Source organism: Streptomyces flaveolus, from assembly GCF_014648815.1.
Lineage (GTDB): Bacteria > Actinomycetota > Actinomycetes > Streptomycetales > Streptomycetaceae > Streptomyces > Streptomyces flaveolus.
The window spans coordinates 24,727-40,917 of record NZ_BMRV01000004.1; the positions used below are offsets into that span (position 1 = coordinate 24,727).

Consider the following 16,191-nt stretch of genomic DNA (forward strand, 5'->3'; position numbering starts at 1 on the left):
GCCCCTGCCGATCGTCAGGTGCCGCGGCCGCCGTCGGTGGCGGTGCGCCCGTCGGGCCCTCCTCCCGTGGCAGGATCGGAGGGTCATGACTGCGCCCACGAAGCCCTCGCACAACGGCCCCACCGACCCCGCCGCCGTCCCCCCGGCCCTCGCCGCCCCGGCCGTGTCCGGCGAACCGCTGCACTCCCCCGTCATCGGCTGGTTCGACGAGCACGCCCGCGACCTGCCGTGGCGGCGCCCGGAGGCCGGCGCGTGGGGCGTGATGGTCAGTGAGTTCATGCTCCAGCAGACGCCGGTCAGCCGGGTCCTGCCCGTGTACGAGCAGTGGATGGCCCGCTGGCCGCGCCCCGCGGACCTCGCCGCGGAGGCCCCCGGCGAGGCCGTCCGCGCCTGGGGCCGGCTCGGCTACCCGCGCCGCGCCCTGCGCCTGCACGGCGCCGCCGCCGCCATAACGGAACGGCACGGCGGGGACGTACCGGCGGACCACGCGCAGCTGCTGGCGCTGCCCGGCATCGGCGAGTACACGGCCGCGGCGGTCGCCTCCTTCGCCTACGGCCAGCGGCACGCCGTGCTGGACACCAACGTCCGCAGGGTCTTCGCCCGGGCGGTCACCGGCGTGCAGTACCCGCCGAACGCCACCACCGCCGCCGAGCGCAGGCTGGCGCGCGCGCTGCTGCCGGAGGACGAGGCGAGGGCCGCTCGCTGGGCCGCCGCGTCCATGGAACTGGGCGCGCTGGTGTGCACGGCGCGCAACGAGTCGTGCCACCGCTGCCCCATCGCCGCGCAGTGTGCCTGGCGGCTCGCCGGCAAGCCCGAGCACGACGGGCCGCCGCGCCGCGGGCAGACGTACGCGGGCACCGACCGGCAGGTGCGCGGCCGGCTGCTCGCGGTGCTGCGCGAGGCGCACGGGCCGGTGCCGCAGGCGGCGCTGGACCGGGTGTGGCACGAGCCGGTCCAGCGCGCCCGCGCCCTGGACGGCCTGGTCGCCGACGGCCTGGTGGAGCCGCTGGCGGACGGGATGTACCGGCTGCCGCTGAGCTGACGCACAGCGGGGTCACAGCGGGCAGGTCACCGCGGTCGCCGTCCGCACGGGCTTCCGTCACAGCGGCATCGCCGGACAAATCACCCTTTAAGGCACTCAAGTCGCCTACTGCGTCGCCCCGTTCCGCGGTTCGTTACACAACCGACGGACAGCCGAGGGTTAGCCGCAGGCTGCTTCGCACAGCGCCGTGACAACGCTTCCCTACCTTCGTATCCGTGCCCGGGGGACACGGGACGACGAGGAACCACAGGCAGTGGACCGGCGGGTGACCAGCCGCCGGTAAACGGGGATCGGAAGGCGGTTGACCATGGCGCAGGGCGAGGTGCTCGAGTTCGAGGAGTACGTCCGCACCCGGCAGGACGCGCTGCTGCGCAGCGCCCGACGCCTGGTCCCCGACCCCGTCGACGCCCAGGACCTGCTCCAGACCGCGCTGGCCCGGACGTACGGCCGCTGGGAGACCATCGAGGACAAGCGGCTGGCGGACGCCTATCTGCGCCGGGTGATGATCAACACCCGCACCGAGTGGTGGCGGGCGCGGAAGCTGGAGGAGGTGCCGACCGAGCAGCTCCCGGAGTCCTGCGTGGACGACTCCACCGAGCAGCACGCGGACCGCGCCCTGCTGATGGACGTCATGAAGGTGCTCGCCCCGAAGCAGCGCAGCGTCGTGGTGCTGCGACACTGGGAGCAGATGTCAACGGAGGAGACGGCCGCCGCCCTCGGCATGTCGGCCGGAACGGTCAAGAGCACGCTGCACCGGGCGCTCGCCCGGCTCCGCGAGGAGCTGGTCGCCCGCGATCTGGACGCACGGGCGCTGGAGCGTGAGGAGCGGGAGCGTTGCGCGGCCTGACCGACGGTCGGACACCCGGGGAGACCCGGAAGAGCGTGCAGGCGACGAGTGCGGCGGTGGCCGTGTTCGTCGCCGTCGGCGTTTCCCTCTCCGGCTGTGCCGCCGGCGGCACCGGCGCGCGCGACGAGGGGCCGGCCCACGCGGACGCGGCCGCCGGCGCCGCCTCCGCCTCCCCTACGCCCGTGGTCTCCCCGTCCAAGATCCCCGACCGGGTGGACGCGGTCCGGCTCGTCAAGGCCGACCCCAAGGTCTCCGCGGAGGTCAAGCGCGAGCTGAAGCCGTGCGTCGCCGACGAGTACCCCGTCGACGTGTCGTACGGGGAGCTGACCGCGGGCACGGCCGAGGACGTCGTCGTCAACGTGCTGACCTGCGGTGACGGGGTGGGCGTGGGGAGTTACGTGTACCGGGAGAAGGACGGCGGGTACCAGAATGTGTTCCAGGCCGAGGAGCCTCCGGTCTACGCGGAGATCGACCGGGGCGACCTGGTGGTGAGCAAGCAGGTGTACGGGAAGGGCGACCCGGTGTCGAGCCCGTCCAGCGAGAACGTGATCACGTACCGCTGGTCCGCGGGCCGCTTCACCGAGGCCTACCGCACGCACACCGACTACAGCAATGCCGTCGGGGCCGCGCCGACTCCCGCCCCGGACAGCTGACGCGCGCGGCGGGTGAACCGATCGGGCCGCTCGGACCGATGGAGAAATGAACGCGGTGCGCGATCTCCGCGTCTGCCTAGTGACCGCACATGCGTCCGGCGACCGTGACCGCGCCCGAACCGACCATGACCACGAGGACTGAGAGCACCGGGATGGCAGACCAGACCCACGTCCTGTTCGTCGAGGACGACGACGTCATCCGCGAGGCCACGCAGCTCGCCCTGGAGCGGGACGGCTTCGCGGTCACCGCGATGCCCGACGGGCTGTCCGGCCTGGAGGCGTTCCGCGCCGACCGCCCGGACATCGCGCTGCTCGACGTCATGCTCCCCGGCCTCGACGGCGTCAGCCTGTGCCGCCGGATCCGGGACGCGTCCACCGTGCCCGTGATCATGCTGTCGGCGCGGGCGGACTCCATCGACGTCGTGCTGGGTCTGGAGGCGGGCGCCGACGACTACGTCACCAAGCCGTTCGACGGGGCCGTCCTGGTGGCCCGCATCCGTGCGGTGCTGCGCCGCTTCGGTCACGCCGCCGGCGGCGACCGGACCGACGCGGGGGCCGGCGCGGACACGGGCGGCGTGCTCACCTTCGGCGAGCTGGTGGTCGACACCGACGGCATGGAGGTGCGGCGGGCCGGGCACCCGGTGGCGCTCACCCCCACCGAGATGCGGCTGCTGCTCGAGTTCTCCTCCGCGCCGGGCACGGTGCTCTCGCGCGACAAGCTCCTGGAGCGCGTCTGGGACTACGGCTGGGGCGGTGACACCCGCGTCGTCGACGTCCATGTGCAGCGGCTGCGCACGAAGATCGGCCAGGACCGCATCGAGACGGTCCGCGGCTTCGGCTACAAGTTGAAGGCCTGAGCGGGGACATGCGGGGGTTGATCCGACGCCTGGCCGCCTCGCCCCTGAGGCGCACGGGCATCCGTACGGGGCTGCGGTGGAAGCTCAGCGCGGCCATCGCCCTGGTCGGCGCGCTGGTGGCGGTCGCGCTGAGCCTGGTCGTGCACAACGCGGCCCGGGTGTCGATGCTGGACAACGCGCGCGACCTCGCGGACGACCGCGTCCTGATCGCCCAGCGAAACTACGAGCTCTCCGGCCGCCTGAACTTCCCGAACGCCCAGATCGACGACCCCGAGCTGCCGGCCGGGCTGCGGAAGAAGGTCGAGGACGGGCGCCGGGCGACCTACGTCTCCGAGCGTGAGAACGGGGTGACGGACATCTGGGCCGCCGTGCCGCTCAAGGACGGGCACGTGATGTCCCTGCACTCCGGGTTCACCGACCGCAGCGCCGACATCCTCAAGGACCTCGACCAGGCCCTGGTCATCGGCTCCATCGCGGTCGTCCTCGGCGGCAGCGCGCTCGGCGTGCTCATCGGCGGGCAGCTGTCGCGCCGGCTGCGCAAGGCCGCGAGTGCCGCGAACCAGGTCGCCAAGGGCGAGCCGGACGTCCGCGTCCGGGACGCCATCGGCGGCGTCGTCCGGGACGAGACCGACGACCTCGCGAGCGCGGTGGACGCGATGGCGGACGCCCTCCAGCAGCGGCTGGAGGCCGAGCGCCGGGTCACCGCGGACATCGCGCACGAGCTGCGCACCCCGGTGACCGGGCTGCTGACCGCCGCCGAGCTGCTGCCGCCGGGCCGGCCCACGGAGCTGGTACTGGACCGGGCGAAGGCCATGCGGACGCTGGTGGAGGACGTCCTGGAGGTGGCCCGGCTGGACGGCGCCTCGGAGCGGGCCGAGCTGCAGGACATCATGCTGGGCGACTTCGTCAGCCGGCGGGTGGCGGCCAAGGACCCGGCAGTGCGGGTGCTCGTGGTGCACGAGTCGGAGGTCACCACCGACCCGCGCCGCCTGGAGCGCGTCCTGTTCAACCTGCTCGCCAACGCCGCCCGGCACGGCAGGCCGCCCATCGAGGTCAGCGTCGAGGGCCGGGTGATCCGGGTCCGCGACCACGGCCCCGGCTTCCCCGAGGACCTGCTCGCCGACGGCCCGAGCCGCTTCCGCACCGGCAGCGCGGACCGGGCCGGCCGCGGGCACGGGCTGGGGCTGACCATCGCGGCCGGGCAGGCCCGGGTGCTCGGCGCCCGGCTCACCTTCCGCAACGTCCGGCCCGCCGGGGCGCCCGCGCACATACCGGCCGAGGGTGCGGTGGCGGTGCTGTGGCTGCCGGAACACGCGCCGACGAACACCGGGAGCTTTCCGATGCTGCCGGACCGGTCGTCGCAGGGCGTGTCCTGACGGACGGGACGACCGGCGGCGGCTCACCCGCTCACCGGCCGGGGGCTAGCAGGAGAAGTCCTTGTCCATGTCGAGACCGCCCTCGCGGCGCTGGGTGAAGGAGAACCAGTTGCCGGAGTCGTCGCGGAAGAGCGCCTCCGTGCCGTACGGACGCTCCTGCGGCTCCTGGAGGAACTCGACCCCGCGGTCCTTGAGCTTCCGGTAGTCGCCGTGGATGTCGTCGGTGGTCAGGACGCCGGGACCGAGCGCGCCCTTGGCCACCAGCTTCCTGATCATCTCGGCGGATTCGGGGTCCGAGGAGCCGGTGCCCGGGACCATCAGCGTCAGTTCGACGTCGGGCTGGCTCGGGGAGCCGACCGTGAGCCAGCGCATGCCGCCCTCGCCCATGGTGATGTCCGTGCGGACCTCCAGGCCCAGCTTCTCGGTGTAGAACCGCTTGGCGCGTTCCTGGTCGAGGACCCAGACGGTCGAGATGGCGAGACCCTTGATCATGGCGTGCTCCAGTCTTCGTGGCGGGGCCGTTTCGTGCTTGCCCTGTCACGGTAGGCAGCGTGCCGCTCAGCCCGCTTCTCCGGAATTGCGCCGTGCCCCGGCGCCCGGCCCGCTGCGGAAACCGCCCGCCCAGAGCATGGCGTAGCAGCCCGGGATCAGGGCGGCTCCGCGGCCGACGTGCTTCGTCCGGTACTCGCTGGGGGTCAGGCCGGTCCACGCCTTGAAGCGGGTGCAGAAGGTGCCCAGGCCGGTGAAGCCGACCAGGTGGCAGATCTCGGTGACGGACAGGTCCGCGGTGCGCAGCAGGTCCTCGGCCCGCTCGATGCGGCGGTGGGTGAGGTACTGGCCGGGCGTCTCGCCGTACGCCTCCTTGAAGGCGCGCAGGAAGTGGTAGCGGGAGTAACCGGCGTGTGCGGCGACCGCGTCCAGGTCGAGCTCCGGGTCGGCCCAGTCGCGGTCCATGGCGTCCTTGGCCAGCCGCAACTGCCGCAACTTGTCCATGCGGCCGATGGTGGCACGCGGCACTGACATCGGCCGGCCCCCTCCCGGGCGCGGACATGCCGAAGGCCCCCGGGCGGACACCCCGGGGGCCTTCGGCAGCAGGATCAGTCGGTTCAGACCGACTCGGTCACCGGCGTCTTCGCCGTCGCGGCACCGGCGTCGCCGCCGCCCGGGCCGTCCGCCGCCTTCGGTCCCGTCCCCTTCAGCGGGACCTCCTTGACGAACACGGCCGCGACCAGCGCGAGCACGGCCACCGCCGCGCCCAGCAGGAACGCTCCGTGCGTACCGGCGGTCACCGCGTGCTGGTAGGCATCGCGGACCGCCGCCGGCAGCTGCTCCAGCGCGTCCGCGGTCAGGGTCGCGGACTGCTCCGTCGCCTGGGAGGCCGTCGCCCCGGCCCGCTCCGCCATGACGTCCTGGACGCGGTGGTTGAACAGGGCACCCATGATCGCGACGCCGAAGGACGAGCCGAGGGTGCGGAAGAGGGTGGTGGACGAGGACGCGACGCCCATGTCCTTCATCTCCACGCTGTTCTGCGCCACCAGCATGGTGATCTGCATCAGGCAGCCCATGCCGAGACCGACGACGGCCATGTACAGGCCCGAGGTGAAGCGGCTGGTGTCGGTGTCCATCAGCGACAGCAGGAACAGCCCGACGGTCATCAGCGCGCCGCCGACCACGGGGAAGATCTTGTAGCGGCCGGTGTTGGTGGTCACCCGCCCGGCGACCATCGAGGTGACGAGCATCGCGCCCAGCATCGGCAGCAGGAGCAGCCCCGAGTTGGTGGCGGAGGCGCCCTGCACCGCCTGCTGGTACAGCGGCAGGAAGAGGGTGGCGCCGAACATCACGAAGCCGGTGATGAAGCCGATGAGGGACATCAGCGTGAAGTTGCGGCTGCGGAAGATGTGCAGCGGCACGACCGGCTCGGCGGCCCTGGTCTGCCAGAACACGAACCCGACCAGCGCGGCGACCCCGATGCCGATCAGCTCCATGATGCGCGCGGACGTCCAGGCGTACTCCGTGCCGCCCCAGGTGGTCACCAGCACGATGGCGGTGATGCCGATGGTCAGCAGTGCGGCGCCCAGATAGTCGATGCGCGCGTCGCTGCGCTTCTTCGGCAGGTGCAGGACGACGCTGATCGCGACCAGCGCGACCGCGCCGAGCGGCAGGTTGATGTAGAAGGCCCAGCGCCAGCCCCAGTGGTCGGTGATGGTGCCGCCGACCAGCGGTCCGCCGATCATCGCCAGCGCCATGACGCCGGCCATCATGCCCTGGTACTTGCCGCGCTCCCGCGGCGGGATCAGGTCGCCGATGATCGCCATGACGCCGACCATCAGACCGCCGGCGCCGAGCCCCTGGACGGCGCGGAAGCCGATGAGCTGGCCCATGTCCTGGGCCATGCCGCTGAGCGCCGAGCCAGCCAGGAAGATCACGATGGAGGTCATGAACGAGCCCTTGCGCCCGTACATGTCGCCGATCTTGCCCCACAGCGGGGTGGACGCGGCGGTGGCGAGGGTATAGCCGGTGACCACCCACGACAGGTGTTCCAGACCGCCCAGCTCGCCGACGATCGTCGGCATCGCCGTGCCGATGATCATGTTGTCGAGCATCGCGAGCATCATCGCGATCATGAGCGCGAGCAGGACCACCCGCACGCTCTTCGGCTGTTTCCCGCCGTCGGTGTCGACGGCCTTGTCCGTCGGTGTGTCCGCCATCGCTGCCACTCCCCCAGCTACCCGCTGTGCATCCGCTACTTACTTGCCGACCGGCAAGTTGACTACACTCGGGAAGGTAGACGCGTAACTAGCCGGGCGTCAAGTAAGTTTTCCGGAACGTGCGCGGAGCAGGAGGTGCGTAGGAGGATGGGCGGCACGATGGACAGCACCAAGCAGCAGCGGCGCCGCGGGGACACCCGCCAGCGCATCCAGGACGTGGCGCTCGAACTCTTCGCCGAGCAGGGGTACGAGAAGACCTCGCTCCGCGAGATCGCCGAACGCCTCGACGTCACCAAGGCGGCGCTGTACTACCACTTCAAGACCAAGGAAGAGATCCTCGTCAGCATCTTCGAGGATCTCTCGCGGCCGATCGAGGACCTGATCGAGTGGGGCCGGCTCCAGCCGCACACCCTGGAGACCAAGCAGGAGATCGTCCGCCGCTACAGCGACGCGCTGGCGGGTGCTGCGCCGCTCTTTCGCTTCATGCAGGAGAACCAGGCGGCGATCCGGGAACTGCGCATCGGGGAGATGTTCAAGACCCGCATGCTGGGCCTGCGGGACATCCTCATAGACCCGGAAGCGGACCTGGTCGACCAGGTCCGCTGTGTCAGTGCGATGTTCACGTTGCACGCCGGGATGTTCGTTCTCCAGGACATGGAGGGCGACCCCGAGAAGAGGCGCGAGGCCGTGCTCGAGGTCGCCACCGACCTGATAACCCAGGCGCACCGGGGAGCCGGGGGCTCCTGACCGGCCAGGTGCGGCCGGTCAGGACCGGACGGCTCCGACCGGCCGGTCGCGTCGCGTCATGCTCAGACAGTCACGCCGTGCGCACGCAGGAAGGCGACCGGGTCGACGGCGGAGCCGTAGTTCGGGGTCGTGCGGATCTCGAAGTGCAGGTGGGGACCGCTGGAGTTGCCGGTGTTGCCGGACTTGGCGATGTGCTGGCCGGTCTTGACGACCTGGCCGATCTTCACGTCGATCCGCGACAGGTGGGCGTACTGGGAGTACGTGCCGTTGCCGTGCTTGATGACGATGGCGTTGCCGTAGGCGGGGCCGTCACCGGCGCCGTTGCCGCCGGCCTTGACGACGGTGCCGCCGTGGGTGGCCATGACGTTGGTGCCGATCGGCACGGCGAAGTCCTGGCCGCTGTGCTTGTGCGCCCACATGCCACCGTTCTGGGCGAACTTGGCGCTGAGCGCGTACTTCTTGACCGGGTCCACCCAGGAGGCCGCCTTCTTCTTGGCGGCGACCTTCTTGGCGCCGACGGCGGCCTTCTCGGCCTTCGCCGCCTTGGCCTGCGCCGCGGCCTGGGCCTCGACGGCGTTCGCGACGGTGGAGGTACCGGAGGCCGCCGTGGTGCCGCTGGCGGCCGCGACCCCTGCTCCCAGCGCGACCGAGGCTCCGAGGCCGGCAGCCATCACGGCGGCGCGGGTGCGGACGGTGGTCGTACGGGAAGAGCGGGACGTGACACGCGAGAACATTCGAACCTCATGGGGACGGGAACACAGGAACGCCCCTCGGCGGATGCACAGGCACTCACCGGGCGGGCTCCACATTGGTAACCCGCCGGGCCGTAACCGCACAAAGGTGTGATCTACGACCCTATGTAGTACTTCAGCGCGAAACTTCCCGACCCTTGACAGACCCCCCATTTCAGACAGAACCAGCTCAGAGACCCGCAATCAGGCCAACACTTCAGGGCGATCTGTCCGTTTTCGTAGTTCTTGCGGCTCCCACTATTCCTCGTAGTACCGGGCAAATCGCCTGTGCGGCACATCACCGGCGACCATGATCCAAGGGCCGGTGGATGTGACCCGGGCTACTCCGCTCACGACTGACGAACCCCTCGCGCAAGGCCGTTCAACCGCCCCGAATCGTGGCCGAGGCCACATCGATCGAGCCCGCCACGTGCTACTACTCGCCAGTAACCCAATCGTTGCCGTCCCGCCACTTGTCCGGGCGAACATGCACGCGTCAATTTTGGTGCCGTCAGGCATCCGCGCAGGCATGAGAGGACCCCGCCCCCCATGACCGAACAGAACGGACAGACCGGACAGGCAGGGCGAACCGGCCGGGCGAGACGGCCCGGGCACACCTGGAAGCGCGCCCTCGGCACCGCTGCCGTCACCGCTGCCGCGCTCACCGTGGCCGTCACACCGGCCGACGCGACCCCCGCCGCGCCCACCGGTACGGCCGCGGCGGCCGCCGCCGACGTCGACTACGCCACCTGGCAGCGGGACTGCCGGGCCGTGATGGACCAGGCCCTGCCGTATCTGAAGGAGCGGATCGCCGACGCCGTCCCCGGCGAGAAGCAGGCGATCGTCCTCGACATCGACAACACCTCCCTGGAGACCGACTTCGGCTTCAGCTACCCGCAGCCCGCCAACCGTCCGGTCCTGGAGGCCGCCCGGTACGCCCAGGAGCACGGCGTCGCCCTCTTCTTCGTGACCGCCCGGCCGGGCATCATCGCGGCGCCCACCGAGTGGAACCTCGACCACGCCGGCTACGAGTCCTCCGGCCTCTACGTGCGCGGCTTCCTCGACCTGTTCCGCAACGTCGCCGAGTACAAGACCGCGCAGCGCGCCCACATCGAGTCGAAGGGCTACACGATCATCGCCAACATCGGCAACACCCCCACCGACCTGTCGGGCGGCCACGCCGAGAAGGCGTTCAAGCTGCCGGACTACGACGGCCAGTTGTCCTGACCCCCGATAGGCTCCCCCCGACGACCGACCACGGGGGTGGCGCATGGAACCGGCGGTGCTCGGCGGGAAGTTGGCGTCCAGTCTGGTCGCCCCGCTGGTGAGGAAACTGTTCGTGACGGACGGACCGGGCGCCGGGATGGTCGACAGGCCCGTCCGGCTGACCCGTCTGGTGTCCTTCCGGGGCGAGCAGCGCCACCTCGGTGAGACGGAGGTGGGCAAGCTCGCCGGGCGGCTGGTCGGGGCGTCCCTGGACTCCCCCGGCGAGCCGCCCTTTCCGCGCGACGAGGAGACGGCCGTCGTCCTCGCCCTGGCCGCCCGGCTGCTCGCCCTCGGCGACCTGGACATGGACGACGTCCAGGCGGTCCGGCTGGGGCACCGGGAGCTGGCCGCCCGGCTGCGGCGGAACGCTCCCGGGGCCGGTGACGGCCTGTCCGCCGACGCCCGCCACTTCCTCGACTCCGCCACGGAGTGGGCCTGCCTGCACGTCCTGGAGTTCTTCACCCGGCGCTCGACGTTCGTCGCACGGACGCTGGTGGAGCAGACGCGGTCGCAGACGGAACTGATCGCGAAGGTCGACGAGCTGATCGCCCGCACTCCGCGCCCGGACACCCGGGACACCGCGTTCGAGCGCCGCTACCTGCCGTACGTCGCCGAACGGCACAACCACCTCACCATCTACGGCCTCGACCTGCGCGACTCCCCCGACCGCTGGCCCCTCGAAGTCGCCTATCTGAGCCTGGAGGCGACGGCGGACCGGGAACGGCCCACCGCCCTGCCCGAGGAACACCTCGGCAGCCCCGTGGCCGTGCGCCTCCCCGCCGAGGACGCCCTCACGGGCCACGACCGTGTGCTGCTGCGCGGCGACGCGGGTTCCGGCAAGACGACGCTGGTGCAGTGGCTTGCGGTGACCGCCGCGCACGCCGGCGACCGGGTGCCGTACGTCCTCCCCCTGCGCACCCTGATCCGCGCGGGTGCCCTGCCCTCCCCCGCCGCCTTCCTCACCGCCGTGGGCTGCCCGCTCACCCCGCCCGAGGGGTGGGCGGAGCGCGTCCTCACGGCCGGAAGGGGCCTTCTCCTCGTCGACGGCCTGGACGAGATCCCCGCCCCCGACCGGCACCGCGCCCGCGACTGGCTGCTGGCCCTGGTCCGCGCCTTCCCCGGCAACCGCTGGCTGCTCACCTCCCGCCCCACCGCCGTACGCCCCGACTGGCTGACCGCGGAGGGCTTCCGGGAACTGGCGCTGACCCCGATGCGGCAGGCCGACGTGGCCACCTTCGTCCGGCGCTGGCACGCCGCGGCGCAGGCGCCCGAGTACGAGACGAAGCTGCTCGACGCCCTGCGCACGAAGCGCGATCTGGCCCGCCTCGCCACCAATCCGCTGTTGTGCGGCCTGATCTGCGCCCTGCACCGCGAGCGGCGCGGCTATCTGCCCACCGGCCGCAAGGAGTTGTACGACGCCGCCCTGACCATGCTGCTCGCCCGCCGGGACCGGGAGCGGGGCATGGACGCGCTGGAGCTGGGCGAGGAGGCCCAGTTGGAACTGCTGCAACGGCTGGCGTACGCCCTCGTGTTGAGCGGGCGCACGGAGATGGAGGTGGAGACGGCCGAGGGCATCGTGGAGCGCTGCCTGCCGTCGGTCGCCTCGGCGGCGGGACAGGGCGACGCGGCGACGGTCCTGCGGACCCTGCTGCTGCGCAGCGGGCTGCTGCGCCGGCCCGGAGAAGGGGTGCTGGACTTCGTCCACCGCACCTTCCAGGACTACCTGGGAGCCCGGTACGCGGTGGAGGAGGGCCACCTCGACGTCCTGGCCGGCCACGCCCACGACACGCAGTGGGAGGACGTCATCCGCATGTCGGTGGCCCACGCCCGGCCCGGCGAGCGGGCGGTCCTGCTGCGGCGGCTGCTGGCGGAGGACACCCCGCGGCTGACGCTGCTCGCCCTGGCCTGCCTGGAACACGCCACCGCGCTGGACCCGGCGGTACGGGCGGAGGTGGAGACGCGGGCGGGGGCGCTGATCCCTCCGGGGACGAAGGAGGAGGCGAAGGCGCTGGCGGACGCGGGGCCGCTGGTGCTGGAGCTGCTGCCGGGACCGGAGGGCCTGACGGACGCGGAGGCGCACGGGGTCGCGGTCGCGGCCTCGCTGCTCGCCACGCACGAGCCGGCCGGGGCCCTGGCGGTGCTGCGCCGGTTCCGGGAGCATCCCTCGCTCGATGTGCGGCGGCAGTTGGTGGGCACCTGGGAGCGGTTCGACGCGCGGGAGTACGCGGTCGAGGTACTGGACCACCTGGTCCGGACGGATCTCACGCTGACCTGCGCCACCGACGCCCAGCGCGCGGCCGCCGCGGACCTGCGCCCGTGGCACCGCTGGGAGTTCCGGGGCCGGCACAGCCTCGCGGACGTCACCGCCGCGGTAGCGGGCCCGGACGGCGTCGAGACGCTGCGCCTGCTCTACAACCCGGAAGCGGGCGACCTGGGTCCGCTCACGGCCTTCCCCTCGCTGCGGCGCCTGGTGGTGATCGACTGCGAGTCCGCGCACGGGTTCGGGCGGCTCGCGGAGCTGCCGCTCCAGCAGCTCGTCGTCGGCCGGGTCGCCGACGTCGACGGCCTGCGGCGGCTGGACTCGCTCCGTCTGCTGTCGCTGACGCACACACTGACCGGCACGTGTCTGACGGACGTCCTGCCCGCCGCCGCTCCCCTGGAGTTCCTCTTCCTGGGCCGCGGCACCACGGAGGGGGCCGGGCTGCGCGGGCTGTCCCACTGGGCCGGCCTGAAGGTGCTCAGCCTGTCCCCCACGGCGCCGCTCACCGCGGACGACTGGTCCGAGATCGCCCGCCTGCCGCTGCTGACCCGGCTCCAGCTGAACGCCCGGCTCTTCCCGGACGGCCTGGGGCCCATGCCGGTCCTTCCCGGGATCACCGAGCTGCGCCTGGCGGAGCTCCGGGGCGGCGAGGACCTCTCCGCGCTGCCCTCGCGTCTGCCCGGCGTCCGCGTCGTCGACGTCCGGGGCGTCCCCGGGCCCCGTCCGGACGTCGCCGCCTTCACAGCCCTGTTCCCCGGCGCCGAGGTGACCGTGGGCGACCGCTGACACGGCGAAGGGGCCGCCCCGGGACCGAAGTCCCGGAGCGGCCCCTGCACAGGCTCACCCCGGAGGGCTACGCCTCCTTGCTCAGGTTCGGACCGGCGCCACCGGCCGCCTGCTCGATCGGCGGGACGTCGGGGAGGGCCGACTTCTCCTCACCCCGGAAGGTGAAGGTCTTGGCCTCGCCCTCGCCCTCGGTGTCCACGACCACGATGTGACCGGGACGCAGCTCGCCGAAGAGGATCTTCTCCGACAGCGAGTCCTCGATCTCGCGCTGGATGGTCCGGCGCAGCGGCCGGGCGCCCAGCACGGGGTCGTAGCCCTTCCTGGACAGCAGCTCCTTGGCGGACTGGGAGAGCTCGATGCCCATGTCCCGGTCCTTCAGGCGCTCGTCCACCTTGCCGATCATCAGGTCGACGATCGCGAGGATGTCGTCCTGGGTCAGCTGCGGGAAGACGACCACGTCGTCGACGCGGTTGAGGAACTCGGGGCGGAAGTGCTGCTTGAGCTCGTCCGACACCTTGTTCTTCATGCGCTCGTAGTTGGTCTTCGTGTCGCCCGCGGCGGCGAAGCCCAGGTTGAAGCCCTTGGAGATGTCCCGGGTGCCGAGGTTGGTCGTCATGATGATGACCGTGTTCTTGAAGTCCACGACCCGGCCCTGGGAGTCGGTCAGGCGACCGTCCTCCAGGATCTGCAGCAGCGAGTTGAAGATGTCCGGGTGGGCCTTCTCGACCTCGTCGAAGAGGACGACCGAGAACGGCTTGCGGCGCACCTTCTCCGTCAGCTGACCGCCCTCCTCGTAGCCCACGTAACCGGGGGGCGAACCGAAGAGACGGGAAACGGTGTGCTTCTCGCTGAACTCCGACATGTCGAGGGAGATCAGCGCGTCCTCGTCACCGAAGAGGAACTCGGCGAGCGCCTTGGACAGCTCGGTCTTACCGACACCGGACGGGCCGGCGAAGATGAACGAGCCACCCGGACGCTTCGGGTCCTTCAGACCGGCACGCGTACGGCGGATCGCCTTCGAGAGCGCCTTGACGGCGTCCTTCTGGCCGATGACCCGCTTGTGGAGCTCGTCCTCCATGCGCAGCAGGCGGGACGACTCCTCCTCCGTCAGCTTGAAGACCGGGATGCCGGTGGCGGTCGCGAGGACCTCGGCGATCAGCTCGCCGTCGACCTCGGCGACGACGTCCATGTCGCCGGCCTTCCACTCCTTCTCCCGCTTGGCCTTGGCGGCCAGGAGCTGCTTCTCCTTGTCGCGCAGGGAGGCGGCCTTCTCGAAGTCCTGCGAGTCGATCGCGGACTCCTTGTCGCGGCGGACGCCGGCGATCTTCTCGTCGAACTCGCGGAGGTCCGGCGGCGCGGTCATCCGGCGGATGCGCATCCGGGAACCGGCCTCGTCGATCAGGTCGATCGCCTTGTCCGGCAGGAAGCGGTCGGAGATGTACCGGTCGGCCAGGGTGGCGGCCTGGACCAGCGCCTCGTCCGTGATGGAGACCCGGTGGTGCGCCTCGTAGCGGTCGCGCAGACCCTTGAGGATCTCGATCGTGTGCGGCAGCGACGGCTCCGCGACCTGGATCGGCTGGAAGCGGCGCTCGAGGGCCGCGTCCTTCTCCAGGTGCTTGCGGTACTCGTCCAGCGTGGTCGCACCGATGGTCTGCAGCTCACCGCGGGCCAGCATCGGCTTCAGGATCGAAGCGGCGTCGATGGCGCCCTCGGCGGCACCCGCACCGACCAGCGTGTGCAGCTCGTCGATGAACAGGATGATGTCGCCGCGGGTGCGGATCTCCTTGAGCACCTTCTTCAGGCGCTCCTCGAAGTCACCGCGGTAGCGGGAGCCGGCGACCAGCGCGCCGAGGTCCAGGGTGTAGAGGTGCTTGTCCTTGAGGGTCTCGGGCACCTCGCCCTTGACGATGGCCTGCGCGAGGCCCTCGACGACGGCCGTCTTGCCGACACCGGGCTCACCGATGAGGACCGGGTTGTTCTTGGTACGGCGGGACAGCACCTGCATGACCCGCTCGATCTCCTTCTCGCGCCCGATGACCGGGTCGAGCTTGGACTCACGAGCGGCCTGGGTGAGGTTCCGGCCGAACTGGTCGAGGACCAGGGACGTCGAGGGGGTGCCCTCGGCAGGCCCGCCGGCGGTGGCGGTCTCCTTGCCCTGGTAACCGGAGAGCAGCTGGATGACCTGCTGCCGCACCCGGTTCAGATCTGCGCCCAGCTTGACCAGGACCTGGGCGGCGACGCCCTCGCCCTCGCGGATCAGGCCGAGCAGGATGTGCTCCGTGCCGATGTAGTTGTGGCCCAGCTGAAGGGCCTCGCGGAGCGACAGCTCCAGGACCTTCTTGGCACGGGGGGTGAAGGGAATGTGACCCGACGGGGCCTGCTGGCCCTGCCCGATGATCTCCTCCACCTGCTGGCGGACCGCCTCGAGCGAAATCCCGAGGCTCTCAAGGGCCTTGGCGGCGACACCCTCACCCTCGTGGATCAGGCCCAGGAGGATGTGCTCGGTGCCGATGTAGTTGTGGTTGAGCATCCGGGCTTCTTCCTGAGCCAGGACGACAACCCGCCGCGCGCGGTCGGTGAACCTCTCGAACATCGTTAATCGCTCCTCAGAGCGGTCAGGCAGTGGGGGGAACTTCCCCTCCCTGTCCTTCCGCAGCTTAGTCCCGCAAGCGGGGACCGCTCATTCCAACTGCCGACACCGTCGATGGCCTCCTGACCCCTGACGCCGACATCTGCCACAACCCGATGGTGCGAGACGATGTTCCCGCAGGCCAGGCACTTACCCCGCTCGCCAGTACGCCGATGGCGAACGTGAGACGGCCCATTCTGCGTGTCGCCCCCTCCCACTAGGGATGTCTTACCCGCTGGGACTGACACTCCATGCCGCGCGCACCGGTTCCCTCCGCTACGGGCGAACA

Annotated in this window: 13 protein-coding genes; 8 read left to right on the plus strand and 5 right to left on the minus strand. The window is 71.2% G+C overall.

The window, feature by feature from the left end:
* Positions 1-85 precede the first annotated feature (85 nt).
* The 5 genes from IEZ05_RS11020 (at position 86) to cseC (ending at position 4,775) form a co-directional block, all read left to right on the plus strand.
* The gene (locus IEZ05_RS11020) at positions 86-1,042 is read left to right on the plus strand and encodes an A/G-specific adenine glycosylase (protein ID WP_189229882.1); all 957 of its coding nucleotides are present in this window, start codon (positions 86-88) and stop codon (positions 1,040-1,042) included.
* 307 nt (positions 1,043-1,349) lie between these two features.
* Positions 1,350-1,889, plus strand: coding sequence for a SigE family RNA polymerase sigma factor (locus IEZ05_RS11025; protein WP_161166322.1), 540 nt, complete (start codon positions 1,350-1,352; stop codon positions 1,887-1,889).
* A complete protein-coding gene (locus IEZ05_RS11030) occupies positions 1,877-2,542 on the plus strand; it encodes a hypothetical protein (RefSeq protein ID WP_189229883.1) in 666 nt (221 codons plus the stop codon). The genes IEZ05_RS11025 and IEZ05_RS11030 overlap by 13 nt, the downstream gene beginning before the upstream one ends.
* 152 nt (positions 2,543-2,694) lie before the next feature.
* Positions 2,695-3,399 carry a two-component system response regulator CseB gene (gene cseB / locus IEZ05_RS11035; protein WP_189229884.1) on the plus strand — a complete coding sequence of 235 codons (705 nt, stop codon included), beginning with the start codon at positions 2,695-2,697 and terminating at the stop codon, positions 3,397-3,399.
* 8 nt (positions 3,400-3,407) lie between these two features.
* Positions 3,408-4,775 carry a two-component system sensor histidine kinase CseC gene (cseC, locus tag IEZ05_RS11040; protein ID WP_189229885.1) on the plus strand — a complete coding sequence of 456 codons (1,368 nt, stop codon included), beginning with the start codon at positions 3,408-3,410 and terminating at the stop codon, positions 4,773-4,775.
* 45 nt (positions 4,776-4,820) lie between these two features.
* On the opposite strand, the gene IEZ05_RS11045 is transcribed toward cseC, so the two are convergent.
* From IEZ05_RS11045 to IEZ05_RS11055, 3 genes are all read right to left on the minus strand, one after another.
* Positions 4,821-5,267: a VOC family protein gene (locus IEZ05_RS11045; protein WP_189229886.1), complete on the minus strand. Its 447-nt coding sequence runs from the start codon at positions 5,265-5,267 to the stop codon at positions 4,821-4,823.
* Between the two features lie 66 nt (positions 5,268-5,333).
* Positions 5,334-5,768: a helix-turn-helix transcriptional regulator gene (locus tag IEZ05_RS11050; protein WP_189229887.1), complete on the minus strand. Its 435-nt coding sequence runs from the start codon at positions 5,766-5,768 to the stop codon at positions 5,334-5,336.
* Between the two features lie 113 nt (positions 5,769-5,881).
* Positions 5,882-7,483: an MDR family MFS transporter gene (locus tag IEZ05_RS11055; protein WP_189229888.1), complete on the minus strand. Its 1,602-nt coding sequence runs from the start codon at positions 7,481-7,483 to the stop codon at positions 5,882-5,884.
* Positions 7,484-7,630: 147 nt separating this feature from the next.
* Here IEZ05_RS11055 and IEZ05_RS11060 point away from each other — a divergent pair, with 147 nt between their 5' ends.
* Positions 7,631-8,230 carry a TetR/AcrR family transcriptional regulator gene (locus tag IEZ05_RS11060; protein WP_189229889.1) on the plus strand — a complete coding sequence of 200 codons (600 nt, stop codon included), beginning with the start codon at positions 7,631-7,633 and terminating at the stop codon, positions 8,228-8,230.
* Positions 8,231-8,292: 62 nt separating this feature from the next.
* Here IEZ05_RS11060 and IEZ05_RS11065 read toward each other — a convergent pair whose 3' ends face one another.
* A complete protein-coding gene (locus IEZ05_RS11065) occupies positions 8,293-8,964 on the minus strand; it encodes a M23 family metallopeptidase (RefSeq protein ID WP_189229890.1) in 672 nt (223 codons plus the stop codon).
* Between the two features lie 546 nt (positions 8,965-9,510).
* On the opposite strand from IEZ05_RS11065, the gene IEZ05_RS11070 reads away from it, so the two are divergent.
* Both IEZ05_RS11070 and IEZ05_RS11075 read left to right on the plus strand, forming a co-directional pair.
* Positions 9,511-10,188: an HAD family acid phosphatase gene (locus IEZ05_RS11070; protein ID WP_189229891.1), complete on the plus strand. Its 678-nt coding sequence runs from the start codon at positions 9,511-9,513 to the stop codon at positions 10,186-10,188.
* A gap of 43 nt (positions 10,189-10,231) precedes the next feature.
* Positions 10,232-13,273: an NACHT domain-containing protein gene (locus IEZ05_RS11075; protein ID WP_189229892.1), complete on the plus strand. Its 3,042-nt coding sequence runs from the start codon at positions 10,232-10,234 to the stop codon at positions 13,271-13,273.
* A gap of 67 nt (positions 13,274-13,340) precedes the next feature.
* On the opposite strand, the gene IEZ05_RS11080 is transcribed toward IEZ05_RS11075, so the two are convergent.
* Positions 13,341-15,866, minus strand: a complete 2,526-nt coding sequence (locus IEZ05_RS11080; RefSeq protein ID WP_189229893.1) for an ATP-dependent Clp protease ATP-binding subunit — start codon at positions 15,864-15,866, stop codon at positions 13,341-13,343.
* Between the last annotated feature and the right edge of the window lie 325 nt (positions 15,867-16,191).